14 protein-coding genes and 1 riboswitch are annotated in these 26,343 nt (G+C 57.7%); of the genes, 9 read left to right on the top strand and 5 right to left on the bottom strand.

The features are described 5' to 3' along the window. Nucleotides 1–24: 24 nt before the first annotated feature. Nucleotides 25–549, bottom strand: a complete 525-nt coding sequence (locus ACFO1S_RS26065; protein WP_204605932.1) for a hypothetical protein — start codon at nucleotides 547–549, stop codon at nucleotides 25–27. Between the two features lie 42 nt (nucleotides 550–591). Continuing rightward, the gene (locus tag ACFO1S_RS26060; RefSeq protein ID WP_204605931.1) at nucleotides 592–2,739 is read right to left on the bottom strand and encodes an ABC transporter transmembrane domain-containing protein; all 2,148 of its coding nucleotides are present in this window, start codon (nucleotides 2,737–2,739) and stop codon (nucleotides 592–594) included. Nucleotides 2,740–2,949: 210 nt separating this feature from the next. Here ACFO1S_RS26060 and ACFO1S_RS26055 point away from each other — a divergent pair, with 210 nt between their 5' ends. The 8 genes from ACFO1S_RS26055 to ACFO1S_RS26020 all read left to right on the top strand — a co-directional run bounded on the left by ACFO1S_RS26055 (nucleotide 2,950) and on the right by ACFO1S_RS26020 (nucleotide 20,937). Beyond that, complete coding sequence (locus ACFO1S_RS26055) at nucleotides 2,950–4,755, top strand: cache domain-containing sensor histidine kinase (protein WP_204605930.1); 1,806 nt, start codon at nucleotides 2,950–2,952, stop codon at nucleotides 4,753–4,755. Beyond that, complete coding sequence (locus ACFO1S_RS26050; RefSeq protein ID WP_204605929.1) at nucleotides 4,748–6,319, top strand: response regulator transcription factor; 1,572 nt, start codon at nucleotides 4,748–4,750, stop codon at nucleotides 6,317–6,319. Before ACFO1S_RS26055 ends, ACFO1S_RS26050 begins: the two co-directional genes overlap by 8 nt. A gap of 191 nt (nucleotides 6,320–6,510) precedes the next feature. Beyond that, nucleotides 6,511–7,953, top strand: a complete 1,443-nt coding sequence (locus tag ACFO1S_RS26045) for a carbohydrate ABC transporter substrate-binding protein (protein WP_204605928.1) — start codon at nucleotides 6,511–6,513, stop codon at nucleotides 7,951–7,953. 113 nt (nucleotides 7,954–8,066) lie between these two features. Continuing rightward, nucleotides 8,067–8,945 carry a carbohydrate ABC transporter permease gene (locus tag ACFO1S_RS26040; protein ID WP_378127848.1) on the top strand — a complete coding sequence of 293 codons (879 nt, stop codon included), beginning with the start codon at nucleotides 8,067–8,069 and terminating at the stop codon, nucleotides 8,943–8,945. Nucleotide 8,946: 1 nt separating this feature from the next. Next, on the top strand, nucleotides 8,947–9,813 hold the full coding sequence (locus ACFO1S_RS26035) for a carbohydrate ABC transporter permease (RefSeq protein ID WP_204605926.1): 867 nt from the start codon (nucleotides 8,947–8,949) through the stop codon (nucleotides 9,811–9,813). Nucleotides 9,814–9,864: 51 nt separating this feature from the next. Then, nucleotides 9,865–11,628 carry a glycoside hydrolase family 35 protein gene (locus tag ACFO1S_RS26030; RefSeq protein ID WP_204605925.1) on the top strand — a complete coding sequence of 588 codons (1,764 nt, stop codon included), beginning with the start codon at nucleotides 9,865–9,867 and terminating at the stop codon, nucleotides 11,626–11,628. A gap of 73 nt (nucleotides 11,629–11,701) precedes the next feature. Further along, nucleotides 11,702–13,132: an alpha-L-fucosidase gene (locus ACFO1S_RS26025; RefSeq protein WP_204605924.1), complete on the top strand. Its 1,431-nt coding sequence runs from the start codon at nucleotides 11,702–11,704 to the stop codon at nucleotides 13,130–13,132. Between the two features lie 332 nt (nucleotides 13,133–13,464). Continuing rightward, complete coding sequence (locus ACFO1S_RS26020; RefSeq protein ID WP_204605923.1) at nucleotides 13,465–20,937, top strand: SpvB/TcaC N-terminal domain-containing protein; 7,473 nt, start codon at nucleotides 13,465–13,467, stop codon at nucleotides 20,935–20,937. A gap of 108 nt (nucleotides 20,938–21,045) precedes the next feature. Here ACFO1S_RS26020 and ACFO1S_RS26015 read toward each other — a convergent pair whose 3' ends face one another. From ACFO1S_RS26015 to ACFO1S_RS26005, 3 genes are all read right to left on the bottom strand, one after another. Further along, on the bottom strand, nucleotides 21,046–21,525 hold the full coding sequence (locus ACFO1S_RS26015) for a C40 family peptidase (protein WP_204605922.1): 480 nt from the start codon (nucleotides 21,523–21,525) through the stop codon (nucleotides 21,046–21,048). 4 nt (nucleotides 21,526–21,529) lie between these two features. After that, a riboswitch (cyclic di-AMP (ydaO/yuaA leader) is annotated at nucleotides 21,530–21,669 on the bottom strand. Between the two features lie 216 nt (nucleotides 21,670–21,885). After that, nucleotides 21,886–22,701 carry a hypothetical protein gene (locus tag ACFO1S_RS26010; RefSeq protein ID WP_204605921.1) on the bottom strand — a complete coding sequence of 272 codons (816 nt, stop codon included), beginning with the start codon at nucleotides 22,699–22,701 and terminating at the stop codon, nucleotides 21,886–21,888. A 9-nt stretch (nucleotides 22,702–22,710) separates the two neighbouring features. Next, on the bottom strand, nucleotides 22,711–24,708 hold the full coding sequence (locus ACFO1S_RS26005; protein WP_204605920.1) for a M1 family metallopeptidase: 1,998 nt from the start codon (nucleotides 24,706–24,708) through the stop codon (nucleotides 22,711–22,713). 234 nt (nucleotides 24,709–24,942) lie between these two features. Between ACFO1S_RS26005 and ACFO1S_RS26000 the strand changes: the two genes are divergently transcribed. Next, the gene (locus tag ACFO1S_RS26000; RefSeq protein ID WP_204605919.1) at nucleotides 24,943–26,316 is read left to right on the top strand and encodes a sugar phosphate nucleotidyltransferase; all 1,374 of its coding nucleotides are present in this window, start codon (nucleotides 24,943–24,945) and stop codon (nucleotides 26,314–26,316) included. Nucleotides 26,317–26,343 lie beyond the last annotated feature (27 nt).

The following is a 26,343-nucleotide window of genomic DNA, read 5'->3' as shown; positions in this document are numbered from 1 at the left end:
CATATTTTTCTCAAGTGACGACCTTCACGGTCGGGCAAATCGGTCGAGGTAAGCCTTCAAGCGATCGGTCTCGACGCAATAGTGATCCTCCATGCCGATGCTTCCTTCCTCGCTATGGCTGTAATCGGCGAACTTCGAATACAGGGCTCGCAAATAAGCGTTATCGGACAAGGCGACAAAACGAATTTCCCGTATCTGGGGGTTGTCCGCTGTGATCAACCGGAGCAAGCTTTGGAAGCCCCGGACGAAAGCCCGCGATCCGCGATAAGCTGGAGCCACGAGAGCGTTGTCGATGAAGGCGACCGTCTCCCGGTCGGAATAGGCCAACGCGGGCGTGCCCCGGTAGTAGGCTGAAATGGCGACCGTTGTCCCTTCCTCATCGGTGACAAGGATCAGGCGGCCCTCGGTGATATAGCTGTAAACAAGCGACATAACGTCCACGACTGTGAAGCTGGGATGAAGCTCCCGCCGACGGTCCAGGAAAAACAGGCTCGCCTGGGCATAGTCGTCGTCGCTGTCGCAGCGTCGGCAGTTCAAGATAGCGGACATAGACCGTTCTCCTTTGCGCTTGGGATGGGGACGGAGGCGTGACTACTGCCGCTGTCGCAGCGTGTGCTCCACGGCCTCAAGAATGCTCGGATATTGCGTAGTCAAGGCCAGGAAGGCTTCCCGCCTCATCGAGATGATGACCGACGGCACAAGCGCCCGTACCGTGGCCGTTCGAGGAATATCCTTCAGCAAGGCAATCTCGCCAAAATGATCCCCGTCCTGCAGAACGGCAACGCGCAGCTCGCCCTGTTCCGGAGTCTGCTTGGTAATTTCGAATTTCCCCCGGACAATGATATAGAACTTGTCTCCGGGGTCCCCTTCTTTTACCGCCGCATCGCCCTCTTTGAAGGTTTCCGTAGCGAACAAGCCGGCTACATCGTGAAGCCGCTCCGGCTCGATGCCGCCGAAGAACGGAAGCTGGGCAAGACGCCCCTCGTCCACGGACGCATGCAGCCCGTCCTGCGACAGGGCGAAGCCGTGCTGCTTGTCCCACATCTCCCGATACAGGCCGCCCTGTCGAAGCAATTCCTCGTGCGGGCCGGATTCTGCGATACGTCCGTCCCGGAACACGAAGATCCGATCGGCGTGAACGACCGAGGCAAGCCGATGCGTCACGGAGACGAGCGTTCGGTTCCCTCGAAGCTGCAGCAGGCTGCGATTAAGATCGGCCTCCGTAGCCGGGTCCAGCGCCGAGGTGACCTCGTCCAGCAGCAGCAGGCTCGGTCGCTTGAGCAGCGCGCGGGCAATCGAGATACGCTGGCGCTGGCCTCCGGAGAGCGAGGCTCCTTCATTGTGAACCGGCGTGTCGTAGCCTTCCGGCCAGCCGGCGATGGAGTCGTGAATCATCGCGAGCCGCGCAGCCTCGATCATGTCCGACTCTTCGGCATCGACGCTGCCGAACAGCAGATTGTCGCGGATAGTCGTGTTGAACAGAAAGGAATCCTGGGTGACGATCGCGGAATGCATGCGCAAGGAAGCCTCGCTGACCTCTCTCAGATCCAATCCGTCGAAGGTAACCGCGCCTTCTCTCGGATCGTAGAAGCGCGCAAGCAGCTGCAAGGCTGTGCTTTTGCCGGAGCCGCTGGGGCCGACGAAAGCCGCGTAGCTCCCGGCGGGAATATCCAGGCTGATCTCTCTGAGCTGGTCGCTGTCCTCCGTATAGCCGAAGGTGACGTCGCGAAGACGGATGCCATCGGCGAGGGGAGTCAGCTCCGCGGGGGAATCGGCTTCCGGGACGTCGGGAGAATGCGACAGCACCTCGCCGATTCTTCTGAAGCTGATGCCGGAGTCGATCAGACTGGGGATGAACATCGTCAGATTGGAGGCGGCTTGTCCGGTTGCCATGAATAAGGTGAAGAAGGCCATGAAGCCGCCAATCGTGAGCGAATCCTGGAAGATCAAATAACCGCCGAAGCCGATCATGACGCCGTTAAGCACCAGAAGCACGGTCAAGGGGAGACGCTCCAGCAAGGAGTTCGTCCAATGCATTCGCAGTCCGAGCGACAGCAGTGTTTGAATCTGCCTGCGAGCGCGCTCGAGAAGCAGGCTTTGCCGGTGATAGGCTTTGACGGTCTTGTGACCCTTCACCGTCTCGTCGATCAGGTTCGAGAAGCGCTCCTGCGCTTCCTTATAGCTCAGATTGGCGCTCTCGGCGCGGCTCTGCAGCAGCTTCGGTCCGGCGAACAGAAGAACCGAACCGGCCAGCATGACCAGCGTCAGCTTCCATTCCAGCATGAACAGCATGATCAAGCCCAGCAGGACGCTTAAAGTCTCCTTAAGGAAGAAGGGAAAGGCGAAGCTTACGACCCGCTCGATAGACGCCATATCCGAGGAAAACCTGGAGACAAGATCGCCGACCCGGTAGCGCTGGAAGAAGGGGAGCGACTGCTTTTGAACATGAACGTACAGGTCCGTGCGCAATTGCTCGATGATCCTGCCGCTGAGCTTGCTCAGGGCGTAATCCCCGGAGGTTCCGGCCGCGATGCTGAGAAGCCCTCCTCCGAGAAGGACGGCCAGAATCAAGTAGAAAGCCTCCGCATTCTTGGGCGTAAAGGCTTCGTCGACTAAATATTTCAAGCTCAAAGGCGCCGCGACGGCATAAGCGACCTCCAGCAGGAGGCCGATCGCAAACAGGAGGAGAAGCGGCCTGTGCCGCAGAAGCTGCCGCAGCATCGTCCGTACGAAGGACAAAGGGATCGCCTGCCTTAATGGAAAATCAGGGTATCTTTTAATAATAGAGACGGAAGGCGCAAAAAACTACCCCAAGTTTCGCCGGAATTCGACTTTTGGCTGCCCGAACGACCTTACTGTCGCTTGCGCCTGCCGGAGCGGGCTGTGGATTATCCACCGAAAGCCTGATAACCTTAAAGCAACAAACCGTCCGACAGGTAGGTGTCCGCGATGTCCCAAGCCTCTTCCGACGCGTCCTCCGGCAGCGCCTCTCCGCTGCTGAGACGGGTTTCCATCAAGCATCGTCTGCTAGCCGCTTTCCTCATCACTTCTTTGCTGCCCGTGCTGTTCGTGGCGATCTATTCCAACATGAGATACGAGGCATCGATCACTCATAAAATCAGCGCCTCCTCACAGCAGATTCTCGCCGAGCTGACGCAGAACATGACGCGGGAGCTTGAACAGTATGAGACGCTCAGCGAGACGATCATCATCAACAAGTCCATTCAAGAAGGCCTGCCGCAGTTCGCCGCGATGTCCGATTACGAGAAAAACAGGCTTCGCACGGAAATCAACGAAGAGTTGGCCCAGCAAATATTTCGCTTGAGCAATCTTAGCAATGTGGTCATTCTGACGAACGACGGCCAAACCATCTTCGATCTCGGCTTCGAGTGGTACCCGGATCTGCAGCTGGACAAGCTGACGGAGGGAGTCAATGCTTCGCCCGGCAATGCGTTCTGGAGCTATATTCGCTCTAACCGGGGAGCGAACCGGATTATTCTCAGCCGCGCGGTGTTCGCCGAGAGCAACTTAAACCAGAGGCTCGGCTACGTCATGATCCTGATCGACGAGAAGGTGTTCTCGCGCAACACCTTCGGCCAGGTCGATCTGGGCCAGGGCAGTCGAATCTATATCGCCAACGCCGAAGGCAGGGTCGTCTCGTCCGTCTCGCCGGATATTCCGCACGGCACGGCGTATCACAAAAGCCAAGTGTTCGACCGGGCGATCGGAGAGAGCAGGAATGAAGCGTTCTATGCGACCGTCGACGGACGGAAGACGCTGGCCATCAGCTCTTACATCCGTTCCGCCGACTGGTATCTGATCGGGCTGGTGCCCCATTCCTTTCTGGTGTCCGAGCTGCAGGAGATGCGGGGGAACATCGTTTTCATCTGCCTGGCTACGCTGTTGCTTTCCGGCGCGCTGGCTATGTGGATCTACTTCAGCATTCACAGCCCGATGCGGGAGCTGCTGCAGTACGCGAATCAGATCCGGATGGGACAGCTGGAGACGAAGATCGGCAAGTCCTATCCGGACGAGATGGGCAAGCTGACGGAAACCATCGACCGAACGGTAGAGCAATTGAAGCAGCTAATCTTTCAAGTGGAATCCGAGCAGCAGGCGAAGCGGGACGCGGAGCTGAAAATGCTTCAGGCGCAGATCAATCCCCACTTTTTGTTCAATACGCTGAATTCACTGAAGTGGAGCGCGATGATGAGCGGCAACGAGGCCGTCAAGCAAGGCATCGAGTCTCTGTCCGAGCTGCTTCGTAACACGATTCTCGTTAAGGAGGAGCTGGTTCCGCTGGAGGTGGAGATCGCCAATCTGCTGCACTACGCGACGATACAGCGCATTCGCTACGGGGATTCTTTTAAGCTTAGCTTCGTGATGAACGATGAGCTGTACGCTTGTCTTGTGCCCAAGTTCATTTTGCAGCCGATCATCGAAAATTCCATCTTGCATGCAGGCAGCGAGGATGGCCGCAGGGTAGGAATCAGAGTGGAAGGCTTCCGCGAGGGCGCCGACCTGAGAATCGTCATTGCGGACGATGGCAAAGGCTTCGACATGAACGACGTTCATGCGCGAAAGTCGATGTCCCATGCCAAGCTGTCGGGTATCGGAATCGGCAATGTCGACGAGAGAATCCGCATCCACTTCGGAGCGGCCTATGGGTTGGTGACTCGCAGCGCCCCGAACGAAGGCACGGAAACCGTCATTACGCTGCCCATTCTGACGAAGGAGGACGAGAACGATGTATAAGGTGCTGATCGTCGACGATGAGATGATTGTTCGTCACGCGGTCAAGACATTGATCCAGTGGGAGGGCAGCCGTTTCGAATACGCGGGCGCCGCCGCCAATGGAGCGTCGGCGCTGGAGCTGGTTCGGGAAAACGGCGTCGATATCGTCATCACGGATATCAAGATGCCGGAGATAGACGGTCTGGAGCTCATCAAGAGGTTGACGGCGGACGGCTTCGACGGCGAGGTGCTCGTGCTAAGCAACTATAACGATTTCGAGCTTGTGCGCGAAGCGCTGCGCTGCGGCGCACACGACTATATGCTCAAGCTGACGCTGAAGACGGACAGCTTCATGGCCACGCTGGAGGAAATGGCCGCGAAGCTGGACGGCAAGCGGAGCTCCGCTGCGGCGCGCAACGGCAGGCCGGAGGGCGGCGGGCGAGCAGAGGACAAGGCGAGGATGGCCGCGCTGCTCCGAGAGATGGACGCGGCCTCTTCCGACCCCTTGCCGTGGAGGGGGGGACGCATTCTGGAGCCGGGCCAGACGGCTTACTCCTTCATTATTCTTCTGCGCTCGGACGAGCAGAGCGCGCGTCGGGAGCGGGATTTGCAGGATATGCTGGAGAAGCTGGCCGATAGCCTGTTTACCGGAAGCCGCTGGAAGCGCGCGGTTCGAACAGATGCCCGGCGATTTCTGCTGGTTGCCGCTTATCCGGCGGATGCGGCCGCGGTCAACCCGGAGGAGGTTGCCCGGCGGATCGTTACGCTTGCCGGGATGTACTACAGCGTATCCATCCAGGTCGTATACGCGGCGGCGTCGTCGGACGAAGCGGATCTTCAGCGCGAGCTGCGCCTCAGCCGTCAGGCGGAAGGGCTGTTGTTCTATTCGCTTGTACTCGCGGGGGGATTGTCGAATCGGGAGGTTGCGAGCGAGGATGACGAATTGTTCCGGCAGTCGGAGGCCGCGCTGCGGGACAGCCTGCGCAAGCCGATCGGCGGCGTGATCGAGCTGTGGGCCGAGCGCGCGATAAGTCTGGTGGACACGGCTGCAGAGAGACGAATTCATCCGCGCGCGCTGAAGCGGGCGATCAGCGGCGGGATCTGGGGAGCGGCAAGCGCGGAGGAAGCGGGAGTTCGGGGAAGATGGGACGAGAAGCCGTGGCTGGAGAAGGTGGAAGCGGCGGATTCCGACACGCAGCTCAAGGATACGCTCCGGGAGCTTTCCGAGGAGATCGCCGAATCGGCAGGGCTGTCGGCGTCCAAGCACGCCGCCCGGGAGGAAGTGCGCCTAGCGATCCGCTACTTGGAGGAGCATTATCCGGATAGGGTGGCGATTGCCGACATTGCCGCGCGAGTCGGACTATCCGAGCCTTACCTGTGCCAGGTGTTCAAATCCGATACCGGTCAAAGCATCCTGACCTACTTGAACGAAATTCGAATGACCAAAGCTTACGAGCTGCTGGCCTCCGGTCAATATCTGGTGAAGCAGGCGGCGGCCGAGGTCGGCATCCCCGATCCGTTTTATTTCAATCGGCTGTTTAAGAAGCGATACGGCATCGCGCCTAAGAACGTAAAGACGACCTGAGACTAGACGAAATGGGCCCGATGCGGTAAACCTGTATGATTTTAAGCTGGCAATCGGCGAAATCGTCCAGTTATCCGTCCCTCCCGGACCGACGGGATAAAATCGTCCATGAACTTCATGCCTTTTGTTGATATGGCCGGGGAATCCCGCAGGCTTATAATGAGACCAACAAAAGCTAAGGGGGTCATCGAATGAAATCGAAGAAATGGTTCACGACGGTTGCGGCTTCCGTCGTCGCATTGACGATGCTGGCGGGATGCGGCTCCAACAACAAAGAGAATCCGAGCAGCGCTTCCCCGTCGGCGTCCAACTCGCCGTCTCCGTCCGCTTCGGCATCGGCCAGCCCGTCAACGGGCGCCAAGCAATTCGAGAACATGGAATTGAACGTGGCGGTATTCCAAGGCGGTTACGGCCGGGAATATTGGGATACGATCGCCGAGGACTTCATGCAGGATTATCCGGGCACGAACATTACGATTACGGCGAGCCCGAAGATCGCCGAGCTTGTCCGCCCGAAGATCGTTGCGGGCAACCCGCCCGATTTCATGTACATTGCGGGCAGCGATAACGCGCCTATCCTTAACGGCTTGATTAAAGACAAAGCCTTGCTTGACCTGACCGAAGTGTTCAACGGGCCTGCGGAAGAGGGCGGCGCGCCGCTAAAGGACAAAATCCTTCCGGGCGTATTGGAATCCCGTTCAAGCTCCCCTTACGGAGACGGCAAAGTGTACCTGGCTCCTTATAACTTCGGCGTAATGGGCTTGTGGTACAACAAGACGATGTTCGACCAGAAAGGCTTGTCCGTTCCGAAAACCTGGGATGAGTTCTTCGCTCTGTCGGCTACGGCGAAGGACAACGGACGCGCGCTCTTCACTTATCAGGGACTCTATCCCGGCTATCTGGAAGAGGTTATCGTTCCGTCGATCTACAGCGTCGGCGGGCAAGAAGCGCTTGACCAATTCTACAATCTCGATCCGGAATTCTGGAAGAGCGATACGTTTAAGCAAGTGTGGGGCATGATGGAGAGAATCGCGACCGAGGACAACGCCCTGATGAAGGGGACGATCGCCCTGAATCATACGCAAGCCCAGACAGCGTTCATGCAAGGCAAGGCGATGTTCATTCCGAACGGAACCTGGTTCGAGGACGAGATGAAGGACGCGCCTCGCGAGGAAGGCTTCCAATTCGGCTTCCTGGGCGCTCCTGCACTTACCCCGGATAAGCCGGCAATGGCGATGACGAACGTGGAGCAGATGGTGATTCCGGCCAAAGCCAAAAATCCGGAGCTGGCCAAGGAATTCCTGAAGTATTTGTATTCCGACAAGAGCGTGAAGCTGAATGCGGAGAAATCCAAAGGCGTGCTTGCGGTCAAGGGCGCTGCGGATATCGCGAAGGAATATATCTCCGAATCCACCTACAACGTCTATAAGGCGGTCGACAGCGGCATCGTGACGGTGAACGGAGCGTTCAAATCCGTAGCGAAGGGCAGCAAGTACAACCCGAGCGACGAAGTGTTCAAGCCGATCTCTTCCATTATGAACAAGCAGATGACGGTGGCGGAATACGGCGACAAGATGTACAAAATCTATTCCGACATTCAGGACGAGTTAAAGAAAAACGGAGACCAAGAATAAGAATAAGCATGGAATAAGCGTCTCCTGCTTCCCGGAAACCTGCCGCGCGTTTGGATAAACCCGGCAGGTTTCCTGTATTCCGAGGAGCGGAAAGGACAGGTGCAATCATGAGCATGAAAGCAAAAAGAGGTTTTTTTATCGCGGCCTGCTTGATTCCGGGCCTAGCGTTATTTCTCCTGTTCAAGGTCTATCCGACGATACAGATTTTCCAGAAATCCTTCTATCTGTGGACCGGAGTCGGCGATGAGCCGAAGTTCATCGGGCTGCAAAACTTCGTGGACATGTTTAATGACGACGTTTTCCTGCTGGCGCTGCGCAATACGGGCTTCCTCATGCTGGTCGTTCCCGTTCTTACACTGCTGATCGCTCTAGTGAACGCTTCCCTTCTAACGCAGTCGAAGCTGAAGGAGAGAGGCTTCTACCGGACGGTCTTCTTCTTCCCGAGCATCCTTTCGTTTGTCGTCATCGCGATTCTGTGGTCGTTCATCTATCACCCGACAATGGGCTTCGTCAATTCCGGCCTGGAGCTTCTCGGTCTGGGAGACTGGGCGATGTCCTGGCTCGGCGACCAAAGGACGGTGCTGTGGGCGCTCGCGGTTACGCTGATTTGGCAGGCGGCGGGCTATTACATGGTCATGTACATGGCCGGAATCGACGGCATCTCCCCCGATCTGTACGAAGCCGCCGGCTTGGATGGGGCGACGCGCGTTCAGCAATTTTTTCATATTACGATCCCGATGCTGTGGGAGATTATTCGCGTCACCATTATCTTCAGCATCAACGGCGTGCTGACGATCAGCTTCGTCATCGTGTCGATCATGACCGCAGGAGGACCGGATCGGCATTCCGAGGTCGTGATGACGTACTTGTACAACCAGGCCTTTACGAACTCGAATTTCGGCTATGCGATGGCGATCGGCGTATTTATTTTCATTGTTTCCCTGCTGCTTGCCCTCATCAGCAACAAACTGACGGAAAGGGGGTCGCATTAAGATGTCGGCTTATTCCGCACCTGTGCAATCCGCGAGAAAATCCGGCGGTCTCGGCCGTCTGCTCGTCAGAGTCTTTCTGCTTCTGCAAGCTCTGGTCGTCGTATACCCCTTGTTCTGGAACGTGATCGCCTCATTGAAGACGAACGCCGAGGTCATGGAGAGCCCCTGGTCTCTCCCGACCAAGCTGAATTGGGAGAACTACGTGAACGCGTTTACGACGGCAAAGATCGGCGATTACATGCTCAACTCCGTGCTGGTGGTAGCTATGTCGATGGCGGTGCTGCTGACGAGCGCGATTCCGACGGCTTACGTGCTCGGACGAATGAGGTTCCGCGGCCGTTCGTTCCTGACCAACTTCTACATGGCAGGATTGTTCATCGGCGGGGTCTATATCATCGTGCCGCTCTTCTTGATGATGAACGATCTGAGCATGCTGGACAACCGCTTCTGGCTAAGCGCCGTCTACGCGACAGGCAGTCTGCCGTTCTCCGTGTTCCTGCTGACGGGCTTCATGAAGTCCATTCCGCACGACTTCGAGGAGGCTGCGATGATTGACGGCTGCGGTTATTTCGGAACGCTGTTCAAGGTCATCATGCCGATGGCCCGTCCGGGCATTATTACCCTCATCGTGTTCAGCTTCTTCGACTTCTGGAACGAGTATGTGCTGGCGATGACCTTCATTACGGACGATGCGAAGAAAACGATCCCGATCGGACTTTCCAATCTCATGCAGATCCAGCAGTACGCCACCGACTGGGGCTCTCTGTTCGCGGGTCTTGTGACCGTGCTCGTGCCGACGATCGTGGTCTACGCGCTGCTCCAGAAGAAGTTGACCCAAGGCATGATGCTGGGCGGCGTAAAAGGATAAGGCAAATGCCGAGGAATGATTAGTCTAGCAATGGAAAGGAAGGGCAACCAGATGGCGACATTCGCTGTTCAAGGCAATGATTTTAGCTACGAGGGTACACCGCTGCGGCTGCTGTCCGGGGCGATCCACTATTTTCGCATTGTGCCGGAGTATTGGGAGGATCGGCTGCTGAAGCTGAAGGCATGCGGCTTTAATACCGTGGAAACCTACGTTCCCTGGAACATTCATGAGCCGAAGGAGGGCGACTTTCGCTTCGACGGGCTCGCGGACGTAGAGCGCTTCGTGCGGCTGGCGGGAGAGCTCGGCTTGCACGTCATCGTGCGCCCGAGCCCTTACATTTGCGCGGAATGGGAGTTCGGAGGGCTGCCGGCGTGGCTGTTGGCTGATTCCAATCTGCGGCTTCGCTGCTACGACACGGCTTATCTGGCCAAGGTCGATGCGTATTTCGATGAGTTGCTGCCCCGTCTGAAGCCGCTGCTATGCACGAACGGCGGACCGATTATCGCCATGCAGATCGAGAACGAGTACGGCAGCTACGGCAACGACACCCGCTATCTCGTATACATTCGGGACGCCATGATTGCACGCGGCATGGATGTTCTGCTGTTCACGTCGGACGGCCCGGAAGACCATATGCTGCAGGGCGGCAAGGTGCCGGGCGTGCTGGAGACGGTGAACTTCGGCTCCAAGCCGTCGGAAGCCTTTCGCAAGCTGCGGGAGTATCAGCCGGAAGGTCCGCTGATGTGCATGGAGTTCTGGAACGGCTGGTTCGACCACTGGATGGAGGAGCACCAGACCCGTCCGGCCCTGGAGGTGGCGGAAGCGTTCGAGGAGATGCTGGCCGAGGGAGCGTCGGTCAATTTCTATATGTTCCATGGCGGCACCAACTTCGGCTTTCTCAACGGGGCCAATCATATCAAGCGATACGAGCCGACGGTGAACAGCTACGATTACGACACGCTGCTCAGCGAATGGGGAGAGCCGACGGAGAAATATTGGGCGGTGCGCAAGGTGCTGGAGCGGCACGCGAAGCTGCCCGAGCCGCAGCTGCCGGAACCGATCGCGAAGCGTGCTTACGGGGAAGTCCTGCTGACGGAAGCAGCCGAGCTGTTCGGACAGCTGGACGGGCTGACGGCGCCCGTTCAGAGGACATGCCCCGAGCCGATGGAGAAGGTCGGCCAAGCCTACGGCTTCATTGTATACTCAACGCGTATCAGCGGACCGCGGAGCGGCATGAGTCTAACGCTGCAGGACGTACGCGACCGGGCTCTCGTATTCGCCGACGGCAAATATATCGGAGCGGTGGAGCGGTGGAATCCGGTCGAGCTGCCGCTGGAGGTTCCTCCGGAGGGATTAAAGCTGGATATTCTGGTGGAAAACATGGGGCGCATCAATTACGGTCCGCTCATGCGGGATTCCAAAGGCATCACCGAGGGCGTGCGGCTCGGCAACCAGTTTCTGTACGGCTGGACGATCTACCCGCTGCCTCTCGAATCGCTGGAGCCGCTGAAGTTCAGCCCGCTGACCGGACGGGAGTCCGGCAGGGGAGCGGAGACGGCGCAGCCGGCGTTCTACCGGGGAACCTTAACCGTAACGGAGAAGGCCGATACCTTCCTCCGTCTGGACGGCTGGACGAAAGGCGCGGCATTCCTGAACGGCTTTAACCTTGGACGTTATTGGGAGGCCGGGCCGACCCGAACGCTGTACATCCCCGCTCCGCTGCTGCGCGAGGGGGATAATGAGCTGGTCGTGTTCGAGCTGCATGGAACGGAGAAGGCCGTCGTTCGCTTTACGGATCAGGCCCATTTGGGTTGAACATAAATGACAAAGCATCACAGGCGGCCGAGAGTCAGGGAGATTGGCTTGCTATTGAGAAGGGGGCATTCGCATGGCAGTATCGGTGCGGGAGGCGGCGGGAGTGTCCCCGTCTCCCAGACAGCTTGCATGGCAGGAGCTGGAGTTCTACGGTTTTATCCATTTTACGGTGAATACGTTCACTGACCGGGAATGGGGACTCGGCGACGAAAGCCCGGCGATATTCGATCCGTCGGAGCTGGATGCGGCGCAGTGGGTACAAGCCTGCGTCTCCTCGGGGATGAAAGGGCTGATCCTGACATGCAAGCATCATGACGGGTTCTGCCTATGGCCGAGCGCCTACACGGAGCATTCGGTGCGCAGCAGCCCTTGGCGGGACGGCCAGGGAGATCTGGTAAGAGAGGTAGCCGACGCTTGCCGCGAAGCGGGATTGAAGTTCGGCATATACGTCTCTCCCTGGGATCGACACGAGCCGAGCTACGGGGATTCCCCGGCGTATAACGCTTTCTTCCTCAACCAGTTGAGAGAGCTGCTTACCGGTTACGGAGAGCTGTTCTGCGTCTGGTTCGACGGAGCCTGCGGAGAAGGGCCGAACGGCAAGCGTCAGGTGTACGACTGGGACGCTTATTACGGACTCATTCGGGAATTGCAGCCAAATGCGGTGATCTCCGTCTGCGGTCCCGATGTGCGCTGGTGCGGCAATGAAGCGGGGCAGACGAGAACGTCGGAATGGAGCGTCGTTCCCGCGACAATGCGCGACAATGAGAAAATCCAGGAGAGCTCGCAGAAGGTCGACGACGGCGCATTCGCCAAACGCGTAGGTTCCCAGGATGAGGATCTGGGAAGTCGTGCGGTGCTGGCCGAGGCGGAGGAAGCGGTCTGGTACCCGGCCGAGGTGAATACCTCCATTCGTCCGGGCTGGTTCTATCATGCCTCCGAGGACGATGCCGTGAAGAGCTCTGAGGAATTGATGGATCTGTACGAGCGGATCGTAGGAGGGAATTCGACGTTCCTGCTCAACCTGCCGCCGGACAAGCGAGGCCTCCTTCATGAGAACGATGTCGCTGGCATGAAGGCGCTTGGCGACCGAATCCGGTCGACATACGGGAAGGATCTGGCGATCGGGGCCGAAGTTCTCGCCTCTTGCGCGAGGGATGCGGCTCACGGCGGCGACCGGCTGACGGACGGCGACCGCTTGACCTTCTGGCAGGCGCCGGAAGGCGTGGAGCAGGCCGAGCTCGTGATCGAGCTAGGGGCCGAGCGGAGGTTCGATCGCGTCGTTCTTGCGGAGCATATCCGCGAAGGGCAGCGCATCGAACGGTTCCGGCTGGAGGCGCAAGACGCCGGAGGCGGCTGGATTTCTCTATACGAGGGCACCGTGATTGGATACAAGAAAATCTGCAGATTTGAAGAGACGACCGCCAAGCGGCTGCGCCTGATTCTCTCCGAATCCCGCTGGAGTCCGACGCTGAGCGGCTTCGAGGTGTACCGAAGCCGGCAGTAGCAAGCATGTCATCTAACCCTTCTCAAGCATCGGGCTTGAGGAGGGTTTTTTGAATTATCTGAAAGTATAAGATGCAGACCTCCTTTATACCCATCCGATCGGGCGATAAAATGTGTGCCGTCTTACTAAAGGACGGCGAAGTCGTTTTTACTTGGCGCGGAGGGGATGCTTGTAGGAAGTCCTGCGGGAGCAGGCATAGCGGTCATGGGTTACAGGCACGTGACGGCAGTCACTAGTTCCCGGCGATCTTTCCCCCTATACTTCTGGTGTGAGGTTCCAATTATCAATCATTTTACTAATTAATGAGATTTCGTTCGAGAGGAGAGATGGGCATGGCAGCCGGAGAGAACGACTCCGCAAGCGTCAAGCTCCCGCAATTCGGCGCGGGCAAGGAGGCAATACCCGGAATTACGCTTCCCAAGGGAGGAGGGGCCGTAAGCGGTCTCGGAGAGCAGTTCGCCGTTCGCTCCTGGACCGGCACCTCGTCGACGTCGGTTCCGCTTGGCGTAACGCCGGGAAGATCGGGCCTTACGCCACCCCTGACGTTAAGCTACGACTCGGGTGCGGGCAACGGCCCCTTCGGATTAGGCTGGCGGCTTGACCTGCCTTCGGTGACCCGAAAGACGCAGAGATCGATTCCCCGCTATCGGGAGGAGCCGTCCGACGTCTTCCAATTGTCAGGCGCGGAGGATTTGGTCCCCTGCCCGGAGCAGGAAAGCCGGACGGAAGGCGATTACGTCGTCAGAAGATATCGGCCGAGAGTCGAGAAAGCGTGGTCGCGAATCGAGAAGTGGGAGCACAGGAGCAACGGCCAGTGCCATTGGCGGGTCGTTTCGCGGGACAACGTCGTCAGCGTATTTGGGGCGACGGCGGAGGGAAGGGTCTGCGACCCGGCGAATCCGGCTCATGTGTTTCAATGGTTGCTGGAGGAGACGGCGGATAACAAAGGCAATTTGATCCGATACGCCTACAAGAGGGAAGACGGAAGCAATATCGACCGGAGCCAGTCGCAGGAGAGCCATCGCAATACTTATGCAAGCCGTTACCTGAAGAGCATCGATTACGGGAACCGGAGGCCGTTCGAGAAGGAGGAATGGCATTTTACGGTTGTGCTGGATTACGGGGAGCATGCGGAGGATCAGCCGACTCCCGAGGAAATCCGGCCTTGGGCGTGCAGGAGAGACCCGTTCTCCAATTGCCGCGCCGGCTTTGAGATCCGCAGCTACCGGCTATGCCGCAGAGTGTTGATGTTCCATCGCTTTGAAGAGCTGGGAGAGGCTCCTTGTCTGATCCGATCCGATGATTTCAGCTATGAGGAGGGGGAAGCGCTCACCCTTCTGACGGGGATTGCAAGGAAGGGGTATATCCGGCTTTCCGACGGCTATGAGAAGCAAGCGATGCCTGCGTTATCCTTCGCGTACACGAAGCCCGGCAGCGATCTCTCCGTCCGAACGCTGGAAGACGAGGCGATACGCAATCTGCCTATCGGCCTGTTGGGAGACCGGGTCCGCTGGATGGACCTGTTCGGCGAGGGCGTATCCGGCATTGTGACGGAACAGGAGGACGCCTGGTACTACAAAAGGAATCTGGGAGGCGGTCGCTTAGGCGGCTTGCAGACTGTCCCAAGCAAGCCGGCTCAGGTTCGAATGGCCGGGGGCGAATGGCGAATGGCTGATCCCGATGGCAAGGGAGAGACTTGCGCCGTTCGTTACGATGGGGAGCTTCCGGGATATTACGTGCTTGAAGACGGCGGGCAATGGTCGTCGCACAAGCCTTTTCAAAGCCTACCGAACGTGGATTGGAACGATCCCCGCCTGCGCTTCATCGACGTAACCGGCGATGGAAGGCCTGATCTGCTGATGACGGAGCAGGACGCCTTTACGCTCTATTACTCTCTTGGAACCGAGGGCTTTGAAGCCGGAGAACGGTTGCCGGCCTGGGACGACGAAGAGGGGCCGATTCAGTTGCTCTCGGATTCCGAGCAAAGCGTGCATCTGGCCGACATGAGCGGCGACGGGCTTGCCGATCTCGTGCGAATCCGCAATGGAGAGGTCTGTTACTGGCCCAATCTCGGGTACGGGAGGTTCGGCGCCAAGATTACGATGGCTCGGCCGCCTTTGTTCGATCATCCGGAGCTGCTGGACAGTCGCCGGCTTAGATTGTTCGATCTGGACGGCTCGGGCCCGGCCGATCTCGTCTATATGGGGAGAAACGAAGTGACGTATTGGCGGAATCAGTCCGGGAACGGGTGGAGCGAGCCCTGCGTTCTGGCTTCATTGCGTTATTCGGCCATCGGCAAATCGATCGATGTCGTGGATCTGCTTGGCAACGGCACCGCCTGCCTCGTCTGGTCTTCGTCCTTGCCTGAGGACGAGGGAAGGCCGCTGCAGTATGTGGATTTAATGGGCGGCGTTAAGCCGCACTTGTTGAGCTCGATGATCAACAATAGAGGCGGAGAGGTGTACATCCGCTATGAGCCCTCTACCCGCTATTATTTGAAGCATATGGCCGAAGGAGAGCCGTGGGCGACAAAGCTGCCCTTCCCCGTGCACGTCGTCGATCGCGTCGAAACCGTTGATCGAATCAGCCGCAGCCGTATGGTGACCCGTTATGAGTACCGACATGGCTATTACGACCGGGAAGAGCGGGAGTTCCGCGGCTTCGGCCGGGTAGACCAGAGGGACGCGGAGAGCGGCATGGCCCTTGCGGCTGGGGAGGAGACGATCCTCTTGCCGCCGGCGCTAACGAAGACCTGGTATCGCACAGGAGCTTCATTCGAACAACCGGAGCTTGTTCGCGAATACTTGAAGGAGTATTGGCATGCGGCGGGGACGGATGGAGCGGGGTTCAGCGAGCCGCTGACGGAGGGGGCAAAGCTTGCCCTTGACGGAACGGCCGCGGCTGCGGAGAGAAGGGAAGCTTGCCGCGCATTGCAGGGCTCGATCCTGCGGCAAGAGGTCTATGCGGAAGACGGATCGGAGAAAAGCGGTCTGCCTTACGCGGTTACGGAATCCAATTCCCGGGCGCGCGTCCTGCAGCCTTCCGGCAATGGCCGTTCCGCAGTATTTCAGGTGTTGGACATGGAGTCCGCTACGTATCATTACGAGAGGAATACGGCCGATCCAAGGGTGACGCACCGGATGGTTCTGGAAACGGATGAATGGGGCCATGTCGTGCAAAGCGCGGAAATCGGGTATGGCCGCCGATGGGCAGACCCGATGCTGTCGCCGGAGGATGTCCGAAAGCAGACGAAGACGTATGTCGTTCTGACCGAGAACAGGTATACGAATGCAATAGATGATCCGGCCTGTTGGCGGATGCCGCTGCTGTTCGAAACGTCAAGCCGCGAGCTCATCGGTGCCGTTCCTGCAAGAGGGGGTCGATTCGAGCTGGAGGAATTGCGCGGTATGGCGCAAGCCGCCGAGGAGATTCCTTATGTGCGAGACCCGGATAACGGGCTCCAGAAACGGCTGCTGTCAGCGTCGCGAGTGCTGTTCCGTCGCGACGATCTGACGGGCCCGCTGGATGCGGGAGTCATCGAGGCGTTGGCATTGCCCTTCGAAAGCTACGAGCTTGCGTATACACCGGGGCTGCTGGAGGAGGTGGGTGGGACCCTGCCGGATGTAGGGAATTTTCCTGAGGAAGGGGGCTACGTCCAGCTTCGGAACGACTCCCGGTGGTGGATTCCCGGAGGGAAGACGCTTATCTCCGAAGCGGCAAGGAGCAAATTTTACCTTCCGGACGGCTACGAGGATTCGGCAGGCAACAAGTACGTTGTGGAGTATGACGATTACGGCTTGTTGGTTGTGAGAACCGTCGACCCGCTAGGCAATACGATGGACTGCAGCAACGATTACCGTTGCATGCAGCCCAGTCAGCTGAGAGAACCGAACGGCAACCGTGCCTCTGTATGCTTTAACGCGCTTGGACTTGTTACGGGCACCGCAACGCTGGGCAAGAGAGGAGAGTCCGTCGGCGATTCGCTGGAGGGCTTCATGCCCGACTTGAACGAGGAGGAGCGAACGAAGCTGCAGGAGCTGTCGCTTGACGACGCCCGGCGGTGGCTTGGAGCGGCCACCTCCCGGACGATCTATGATCTGGAGGCTTATGCCCGAACAAGCGAGTCCGACCGGCCGCAGCCTGTGGCCGTCTATTCGATCAGCCGGAGCACGCATGAGGCGGAGCTGCCGGCGGGACAGCTTGCGAAGGTCGCGATGCAAGTCGCGTATCTGGACGGCTTAGGGAGGCAGGCACAGACGAGGAGCCTGGCGAGAGCTGCCGGCTCTGATGGGGAGGCCGGAGTCCTGCGATGGAATGTATCCGGCTGGACGGTCTATAACAACAAAGGCAAGCCCTTCAAGACTTATGAGCCGTTCTTCAGCGAGACGCACCGATTCGAGGAGCGTCATGAAGGTGTCTGCACTCTTATGCTGTATGATCCAATCGGAAGAGCGGTAATTACGCTCCGTCCGAACCGCACCTACGAGAAGGTCGTCATCGATCCGTGGCGTAATATGATGTGGGATGTCAACGATACCCTTCATCCGACCTTTCGCTACGACCCTCGCCATCCTCAGCAATTGCCCGATCCTTCGTTTAATCCGATTGACGATCCGGACGCGGGGGAATATTTTCGGGGACTGCCCGTGAGCGCTTATTGGCCGACGTGGTATAACGAACGCATGGACGAGGAATCGGCCTTGTTGCGATGGCCGGATCTCGACCCGATAACGGGACGCCGGATCGAGCGCCATCGGCGCGTCAGAGCCGAGCAACAATCATGCGCCCGGAAGGCGGCGAAGCACGCAGCAACGCCGACGGCAGCTTACCTGGATGCGCGGGGCTCCGTATTCCTGACCGTAGCCGACAATGGCAGAGATGCCGAAGGGAACGACCGGCCTCATGCGGCGTGGAACGATGTCGACGCGCTAGGGCGTTCGGTTCGCGTGAAGGATGCAGCCGGCCGGATCGTACGGACAGTCAAATACGATCTGGCCGGAAGAATCGTGAGCGATGAAGGAATGGACGACGGCTTGCGCATCGCGTTGCCGTACGCGGACGGCAAGGTGCTGTATGCGTACAATGGGCGGGGGTTTCGCTATCGCCATGCGTACGATTCGCTAAGGCGGCTTCTGGCGCGGTACGTTCGGCAGCACGGGGGAGAGGAAAAGCTGGTTGAGCGTACGGTCTACGGCGAGGCTCACCCGGATTCGCGATCCTCGTATCCGGATGAGCCGGGCAAGGGACGCTTGAACCTGAGAGGGAAAGTGTGGCTTCAGTTCGACAGTGCGGGAATGATCGAGCACATTGCCCCGGGTCCGGCCGGAGAAGACGTCGCTTACGATTTCAAGGGAAATGAGCTGGCACTTGCCCGCAGATTGGCGAGGAATTACAAATCCGATCCCGATTGGCGAACGGTGGAGCCGATTCTGCTAGAGCTCGAAGACGGGAACGACAGGCGGGAACGGTTGCTGGATGCGCTGAGTCCGTTGCTAGAGGAAGAAAAGCATACCACATGGATTCAGTTCGATGCCCGGAATCGCCCCATCCGGATCAAGAAGCCCGATGGCAGCGTAGCAAGTCCCGCGTATGACGATCTGGGACAGCTGAAGCGGCTTTCGCTGCGGCTGCGCGGAGAGAACAGTCCGGAGACGATATTCGTCGACCGATTGGAGTACGATGCCAAAGGACAGAGAATGCAGATCGTTTACGGCAACGGAACGCGGACATTCTACGCTTACGAATCTGAAACTTTCCGATTGTCCCGTGTCGTGACGAAGCGAGCATCGGAGGCGCTGCAGCGGTTGGAATACGGGTATGACCCGGTCGGCAATGTGGCGGTTGTTCATGACGGGGCCAATCAGGCTTTATTTTACAACAATCAGGTCGTCTCCGCGGACAACGAATATGAGTACGATGCGCTCTACCGGTTGTCCGAAGCGCGGGGGCGGGAGCACATTGGATCGGGACAGCGAGGATGGACGGATGAGGACGATAGTCCGCGTATGAATCAGCCGCAGCCATCGGATGGAGCGGCGATGCGGAGCTATCAGCAGCTATACGCCTACGACAAGGCGGGCAATCTTACGCTGCTGCAGCATCGGGCAGGTACCGGCGGCACCTGGCATCGAGCGTTCCGTTACGAGGAACAGAGTCTAATCGAGGAGGAACGCTACAGCAATCGGCTGTCGGGCACGACTGTCGGCGGTCTGGAGGAAGTCTACGGGTACGACCCGCACGGGAACATGACCGTACTCCCTCATTTGGCGTCGCTCGCCTGGAATCATGGGGACAAATTGCGCGAGGCGGATCTGGGCGGCGGAGGAACGGTCTACTACGTATATGACTTCTCCGGCCGGCGTGTTCGCAAGGTCATCGAGCGGCTGAACGGGACCAGACAGAAGGAGCGGCTCTACCTTTCGGGCTATGAAATCTACCGCGAATACGGAGGGGACGGCCGAAGCCTCGCGCTGGAGAGAGAAACGCTGCACGTCATGGACAACGAGCGCAGGATCGCTTCGGTCGACATTCGAACGACGGGCGAGGACGGCTCCCCGGAACGTCTGATTCGTTATGAGGCGGGAAGCAGGCTGGAGTCGTCCGCTCTGGAGCTGGACGAACAGGGGAATGTCATGGTGTACGAGGAGTATTATCCGTTCGGCGGCACCTCTTATCAAGCGACGAGCTCCCGGGTCGAGGCTCCCCGCCGAAGGTTCAGATATTCCCTGAAGGAGAGGGACGAGGAGACGGGCCTGTATGATTACGGAGCGAGGTGCTACGCCCCCTGGCTGGCGCGGTGGCTAAGCTGCGATCCCGCAGGCTATGCCGACGGACCGAACAAATACGCCTACGTTCGCAACAATCCGATCACCTTCAAGGATAAAACCGGGATGTGGGGGGAAGCGGGTCATTACTATACGGTTTATTATGTGTCGCTTGCCGCCGGCTTCGACGAGAAAACGGCCTATCGCAACGCCTTCTACGCGCAAATGCCGGACGAGGTGGAGGAGCTGGATGCGAAGCATCTGCTGATTCAGAGCGAGCTAACCAAAATCGTCACTCTTTCCAATCTGCCGGCTGCTTCTTTCCATCTGTACGAGAGCGTCAAGCAAGGGGTATCGCAGGCTTTTATCGACACGTTTAACGGCATACAATCCGCCTATGGACAGTCGGCCGTTACGGCCGCTCCCCCGCTTACCTCTTACCAGCGAATGGAGAAGCAGCTTAATGACGTCCATAACGGCATCCATGTCTTGACGGCCGGAAGGGCGCTGGCAGAGCGCACTTACCGGGCGGACAACTTGCAGAAGTTGGAGCCCGGGACGCCGGAATTCGGCATAAATCTTCATGCGTTCGGGGACAGCTACGCCCATACCCAGATGGACAATGCAAACCGCTTGTATCATCCCGGGTGGGGGCACGCCAGGCACACGACAACGCCGGACGAGATCGAGCATAGACAGGGCACTTATTTGCAGTACGTCGCTCAGCTTTACCGCAATCTGGCCGATATTGCCAAGCGGCAGGGCCTTCCATCGCTGCTTCCGGAAAATGAAGTTTTGCTTATCGCCCGCGAGGTAAGCCTTCAGAAGGATAGCAATGCTCAAATCGCGCTCATCCGGAAGATGACGGCAGGGATGATGGGGGTTACAATGAGCGCCCGCCAGCCGGAAAAAGAGGGGCTGTTCAGTATGGAGCAGTACGGCGAGCGTTATCCGCATGAAATCGAGGATCCGGACAAACTGCTGCAGGAGTCGCGTAATCAAGCCAATCTGTACTATTGGCAGGGAAGCCACGGGAAATAGCAGCCGCTTAGCACGAAGAGGTATTTACTACGTTCCGACTATCCGGTATAACAACAGCAAAAGGCCCGCAGATGCGGGCCTTTTGCTGTTGTTATACGCTTGATCGGATTAATCAGCTTCATTCTCCGTAGCGATCTTCTTGTACGTCTCGTCGCCGAGAAAGCGGCGAGCGCCCAGATAACGCTTGGCATAGTAGCTTTCGTCGAGCGAGGTAATGGTCACGCCCTTGGAAGCGGCATGGGCAAACTTGTTATCGCCGATGTAGATGCCGACATGAGACACGCCGCTGCCGCTCGTATTGAAAAATACGAGATCGCCGGCGCGAAGCTCTTCATCGTCGATTTTCTTGCTTTTCTCCCAGCTGTACAAGTCTCTTGAGGAACGGGGAAGATCGATGCCAAGCTCATTGAACACGTATCCGGTAAATCCGGAGCAGTCAAATCCCTTGGGAGTCGTACCGCCGTACTTGTACTCCGATCCGATGAGCGGGGAGATTGCCTTGTCAAGCTTGGAGTCTGCGAACGCGCTGCCGACTTGAAAAACTAAAAGAAGGGCAAGGCCAAACAATAAGACTGAAACTTTGCGCAAAACGACTGACTCCTTCCAACGCCTACGAGGTTAGCTGAAGGGTTCGGTAGAAGGTCCCCTATGGCTCCTGAGAATCGAAGCCAATTCACCCGTAAAGATGGTTCCCCCGTTTTCCGATCGACGGAAATTCGGCATTTTATGAATTCTTTAGGTTTATATATTCGGACATTTTGACGAATTTCCTGCATCTTCTAAATGAGAATTCCTTAATCTAGGGAAAAGAAACTAGGATGAAAGCCCCCCCTTTCGCACCGAATGATTCTCGCCGATAAGAACGCCAAACCCCGGTTGCAGCCGGATAAGGGCGCAACCGGGGAATGTCCCGGGTCAAATATTGTCGAAGGTTGGGACGTGATAAGCTTACGCTTCCGAATCGCGCCACACCTGATATTGGGCCGCGGAGGTCCATATTTTCAGGAGACTGCGAACGAAATGAAAAGCTTGATGCAGCGTCACGGCGAGAAAGCCCGACCAGAGCAAGGAGATAGCCCAGGCTGCGGCGGACACGGCCAAACCGATGCCGAGCAGTGCGAAGGTGACTCCCAGCAAGGGGAAAGCTCGGCGAAGCGCCAATCCCAGGCTTTTTGGAATTCCCTCCCGCGATACCGCCCCGAATTGCATGAACTGGAAGGCCAGATGGACGATCAGTCCGTATAGCAGCCAAGCGGCGGCATAAGGAAGAAGGCCTTGAAGCCAATTTGTCAGGGAAGGCTCGGTGAAGAAGCGCTCTTTGGCCATCGGCAGCAGCCATGCGGCGGGAAGCAGAAGAAATCCGCTTTCCAGCCAGTAGAGCAGCACGACGGGCTTCCATGCTCCCCTGATTCCGTTCAATACCTGAGTTCCCTCTCCCTCCGAGCTATGATGGAAGGAGTAGAAGACTCCGGCATTGAGCAAAGGGGTCAGCACCATCCGCAAGAGCAGCATTCCGCCCAGCATCCATAGAAACTCGTGGAGAAGATCGGTCTTGAGCAGACGGAACTGCGCTTCGATGAGGAACAGATGGGCTGCGTCGGAGTTCGGGTGTTCGTTCGGATAACGCGCGAGTACGGGCGTTACGACCGAATCGATGAACCGGTAGATGAAAAATCCCCACAGCAAGCGATACAGAAACAGGATAACCACTACATGTTTATGTCGGGCGGTTATGTCCCATCCCTCTTTTAATCGTTGACGCATACGGTCACCTCACCATACCCATGATCCAATCAGGCCTTCCAGCAGCTGCGCGATGCCGATCGAGAAGCGGGAGCGCTGCTCGGAGGGCACTTCCGCCTTGAGATAGTTGTTGTATTTGCGGTTGTCGAGCACGATGTTGTAGCTGGGATCGAGTACGGCGTATTGAAGCGGCGATGCCGATTCGACCTTCAACTGGACGTTGGACTGCATGCCGTCCCAGCGCTTGCGGATGGACTGGCCGTTCTGGAATTGCAGCCATAACGTCACAGGCTCTGGACTTCCGCCATTACGGCGAAGGAGGACGCGGCTCTCATAGCCGGAGTCCGTGCGCCGCGATTGGATGCTTTCCACGGAGAAATCGGCCATCTCGCCCTGCCGGACATAGGCATGGAAGAAGGAATCCCATTTCTCCTTCGTTACCGTCTCTACCACCCTCTGAAAGTCGGAGAAGGAAGGGTGCTTGAAGCGATATTTCTGAAAGTAGGCGCGCATAATCTTGCTCATGGTTTTATCGCCGACTTGAAGTTCCAGCGCCGAGAGAACCAGCTTGCCGCGCATGTAGACATTCTCGGCGTACTGGTCGGAGGAGCTGAATTTCCAGGAAGCCTGATTAAGCGGCTCGGGATGGGTCAGATAGCTGGATTCGACCGCCAGGTTGGGAAGAACGCCGTAAATGCTGGCCATGAGCTTATCTTCCGTATACGAGGTGAAGCCTTCGTCGAGCCAAGCTTCTTCGAATTCGTTGGAGGCTACCAGTCCGTACCAGTATTGATGAGCGATCTCGTGAACGAGGGTACGCTCCAGCTCGTAGCCGGGATTATCGTTCCGGGCTGCCGCAGCGGTGACGAGCGTAGGGTATTCCATTCCGCCTGCGCCGTTGGCGTCGGCCGGAGGCACGATGATGGATAAGGTGGAATAGGGATATTCCCCATACCATTGCCCGAGCTTGGCCAAAGCGGACTTGGCCGCATGCATGTAGCGGTCCTGCAAATTTTTGTGCAGGGGATCCAGGTACAGCTTGATTCGCACGCCGGGGATTCCGGGGGAGGAGAAGGAATCTTCGACATATGCGAATTTCGGAGATGCGGACCAGGCGAAGTCGTGCACGTCGTCCGCGTAGAACTGAAAGCTTTTCCTCCCGGCGTTAACGGTCGGCGATCGAGTCAGGAATCCTGTCGCCGCGACTTTATAAGCTTCCGGCACTTCGATCTTTACGCTGTAAATGCCGAAGTCGGCGTAAAATTCGGAGTCTCCGTGATATTGGTGCAGGTTCCAGCCTTCCGTCGAACGTCCGCGCATGCCGATCGTCTCGTATACCGGAACCTTCGGAAACCATTGGCCGGCCATAATGAACTCCCCGGCTTGACCCATGCGAGCGAAGACTTCAGGCAGCTTAACCGTAAACTTCATATGCAGGGTTACGGAGGTCCCCGGCTTGACCGGCTCGGGAAGACGGAAGGTGACCAGCGTGCGGTCGTTCTTATTGCCGTCGTCGGGCTGAACGTAGTGCACGCGCGGCAGAAGCGTCTCTCCCTCCTCCGTCGTCAGGGAGGTAAGGCTCATGCTCCCGTATCCGCCGTTTTTCATTTTGTCGCCGCGCAATTGGCCGCCGGACTCCTCCATGAACGTGCTGCCCGGAGCGAAGGCGTTCGGATACAGATGCAAATACAACTCGGAGACCGATTTGCGTCCCGGGTTTTTCCACGTGACGGTTTGCTCTCCCGCTAAAGTTCCCGCGCGTTCGTCGAGGGCGACGGAAATGTGATATTCCGTGATGCGATTGCTTAGAATGGCGGCTTGCGGCTTCTGATGAGGAATATCGGCGTCGGGCTCGGACTTGGCCTCCATCGCGGAAGGCGAGACGGACGCGGGAAGCTCGCGCAGAGAGGCGGCAGGCATAGCATATTGGTTCACCCAAGCGTCGGCAAACCCGAATCGGACAGACAGAACCAGCACAGTGGCGGCGGCGACGAATAGCAATATTCGCAGCGAGCGGCGCTCAGGCATACGGACAACCTCCCGTTGACAAGCATCTACGAGATATATATGTAGGTTGTCCGTGGATTATATCTAGGGATTGCCGCGAAAAGACGGGGCGTCGGGAGGGAGACGGATTACAAGAAGCCGGCAACGGGTAAAGGCTATGCATAGGCAATTGTCGGTGGCTGTCGTGCAGGGAAAGCTTCGCGTAGACGTAAACGGTATGCAAATAAAGCGCAGGCGCGCAGAGGAGAGAGCAGGATGAAACTCGTATTGTTGTCCGGCGGTTCCGGCAAGCGGCTGTGGCCTTTATCCAACGATTCCCGATCCAAGCAGTTTCTAAGGGTGCTGGAAGGGCCTGATCTTAAGCCGGAATCTATGGTCGAAAGGGTATGGAGGCAGCTTGCGGAATCGGGCTTCGCCGAGTCCGCCTACGTCGCGACGAACAGAGGCCAGGCGGAGATGATCCGGAGCCAGCTTGGGGACGATGTTCCGATGATTATCGAGCCGGAGCGGCGAGATACGTTTCCCGCGATTGCGCTGGCAGCATCGTATTTGTATTCCGTCGAAAAGGTTCCGCTGGATACGGTTATCGGGGTTATGCCGGTAGACCCGTATGTGGAGCAGCCTTTCTTCGACCATATCGGCAAAATGGAGCAAGTGCTGGAAGCGACAGGAGCGAGCCTGGCATTGATCGGCGTTGTGCCGACCGTTCCTTCCGAGAAATACGGCTATATCGTTCCCATTGAAGGGAGAGGCGCCCTGGCCGAGGGAATCCGCGAAGTATCCTGCTTCCGCGAGAAGCCCGGCCGCGAAGCGGCGGCGGAGCTGATTGCCCGCGGAGCGCTCTGGAATTGCGGCGTGTTCGCCTTTAAGCTCGGATATTTGATCTCCTGGCTGGAGGCGCGAGATCTGCCCATTCGATACGAAAGGATGCTGGAGCGTTACCGGGAGCTTAACAAAACGAGCTTCGATTATGAGATCGTGGAAAAAGAGGAGAAGGTCGTCGTGCTTCCCTACGACGGCTTCTGGAAGGATCTCGGGACGTGGAATACGTTGACGGAGGAGACGGGCAATCGGCAGCTTGGCGAAGGAATTGTGACCGCCGATTCGGGAAATACCCATCTGATCAATGAGCTGGATATTCCGGTGACGATAATCGGAATTGAAGACGCCGTTGTGGCCGCAAGCCCGGACGGCATTCTCGTCACGCTTAAGAAGGAAAGCCCTCGCATCAAGGAGGTCATGGAAGAGGTGCGGAACAGGCCGATGTACGAGGAGCGAAGATGGGGGAGCTATCGCGTCGTCGATTTTGTCAAATATCCCGAGGGCTACGAGGTGTTGACCAAGCGGCTCCGGATCAAATCCGGCAGCAACATCAGCTATCATCATCACCAGAATCGGAGCGAGGTGTGGACGATCGTGAGCGGAATCGCGGACGTGGTCATCAACGAAAGGCCGTACCATGTGAAGCCCGGCGATGTCGTGCGGATTCCGGAAGGGACGAAGCATAGCATCAAGGGAATCACGGATGTCGAGCTGATCGAGGTTCAGACAGGCTCCGAATTGACGGAAGGAGACGTTAAGCGAATGTGTATGGAGTGGGAGGAGATTCCGTTCCATCAATTTATATGAGCCAAAACCTCGAATAAGCGTTGCCAC

The organism is Cohnella boryungensis, assembly GCF_042651945.1.
GTDB lineage: Bacteria > Bacillota > Bacilli > Paenibacillales > Paenibacillaceae > Cohnella > Cohnella boryungensis.
Note: the sequence above shows the minus strand (reverse complement) of the source record. Positions and strands in the feature narration are given on the sequence as shown.